The sequence below is a fragment of the Methanocalculus sp. genome (assembly GCF_029762515.1).
In the GTDB taxonomy this organism is placed as follows: Archaea; Halobacteriota; Methanomicrobia; order Methanomicrobiales; family Methanocorpusculaceae; genus Methanocalculus.
The window spans coordinates 1-1327 of the sequence record NZ_JARVGN010000518.1; the positions used below are offsets into that span (position 1 = coordinate 1).

Genomic DNA, 1327 nt, shown 5'->3' on the forward strand with positions numbered 1-1327 from the left:
TTTTTAACCTTCTTCCCGGCGAGGAGATCCGCTAATACCCGCAGTTCATCTTCCGAGAGGTGTGGGCAGCCGACTGCAACCGCATTCACCTCGATATCCGAGAAGACGGCGTTTATGTCAGAGACGGCAATCTCGATCGTCTCCTTCTCATCCACCGAGAACGACTTCCTGAAGAACGGTACCCGTGCCTCGGGGGTGATATCCTCGACATGGAAGAGGGCAACAGCACCGGTTGCCGCCATTGCCGCTCCAAGCGCCTTCAGCCGGTCACGGTTTGGCCGCAGTCCGCGGAAGAACGGAACACGGTTTCCAACCTCTTTTCCGGCAACAAATCCAAGCGCCCCGTACTCTGCCGGACCCCACTCCTTTGCCGCAGCCGGATCGTCAAGCGTGACGATCACATTCGGCAGGCGGTTCTTCATGATATGCAGGCCATATTCGGGAGTCTTCCCGATTAATGCGGAAGCAAGAGCCGAGGGGCCGCCTTCACGGTTCGTCCGGGCACCAAGCACCGAGTTTGCATAGGCAACCGCAGACGACTCGGACCAGGCAAGATGATCGCCGTACTGCACGATCTGGTGATAGTATGGTGTGCAGGTGCAGGTGAGCCGGATCCCAAGCCGCTGGTAGGCATTCAGGATCTCCTCCTGCTTCCCGGCAAAGACGCCATCGATCCCCATCTCGCTCCACTGCTCCCTCGGCATCCCGATCGGGTTTAAGAATGCAGGAACAACTGCACGGGCATCAAGCCCCTCCAGCCATTCAAGACCGGCATCGCCTATCGTCTTGTATGATGCCCCGCTCACCTGGACGCTCGATACCGGGATCAGCCGCTCTGCATCGTATATCTTTCCGAGGGCGATTAAGATCTCAAGCATCACCCTCCGTGTCTCTCCAAACTCCCCTGAAAGGATCTCTTCATCTGATCTGTCAAGCTCCATTATGCATCCCATCCTGCTCTGATATACTCGTCTTCCCGCCCAACGGGCATTGTTGCATCCACCCCGACCTTCACATTCAGGCCGTCTGCAATCCGGGACGGATCAAGCGACGAGCCCCGGACACCTGAGATCACCATGATGTCGCAATCGCCCCGGACACGGGTTGCTATCGCAAACTCGACATCCTCTGGATCATGGATCGCAATATCGGGATCAACGATGACCACATGTTTCAGCGAGGTATGTGCGGCAAACGCCGCCATGATCGCGTTCTTCCCGTCTCCTTCCGTCTGCTTCTCGATCTGCACCACAGCATGGAGGTATCCGGCTCCGCCCCGTGTCAGGAGGACATCCTTCACCTTCGTCACCCCGGCAACCGACTGGTA

The 1327-nt window shown here is 57.6% G+C and carries 1 protein-coding gene and 1 pseudogene; both read right to left on the reverse strand.

Translation table 11 applies throughout. From position 1 onward, the window contains the following. Positions 1-941 (reverse strand): aconitase X catalytic domain-containing protein (locus QCH34_RS12770; RefSeq protein WP_300334688.1); only part of this gene is annotated, 941 nt, incomplete at its 3' end. Further along, a pseudogene (locus QCH34_RS12775) lies at positions 941-1327 on the reverse strand (UbiD family decarboxylase domain-containing protein); the annotation flags it as partial. The pseudogene QCH34_RS12775 and the gene QCH34_RS12770, both read right to left, overlap by 1 nt.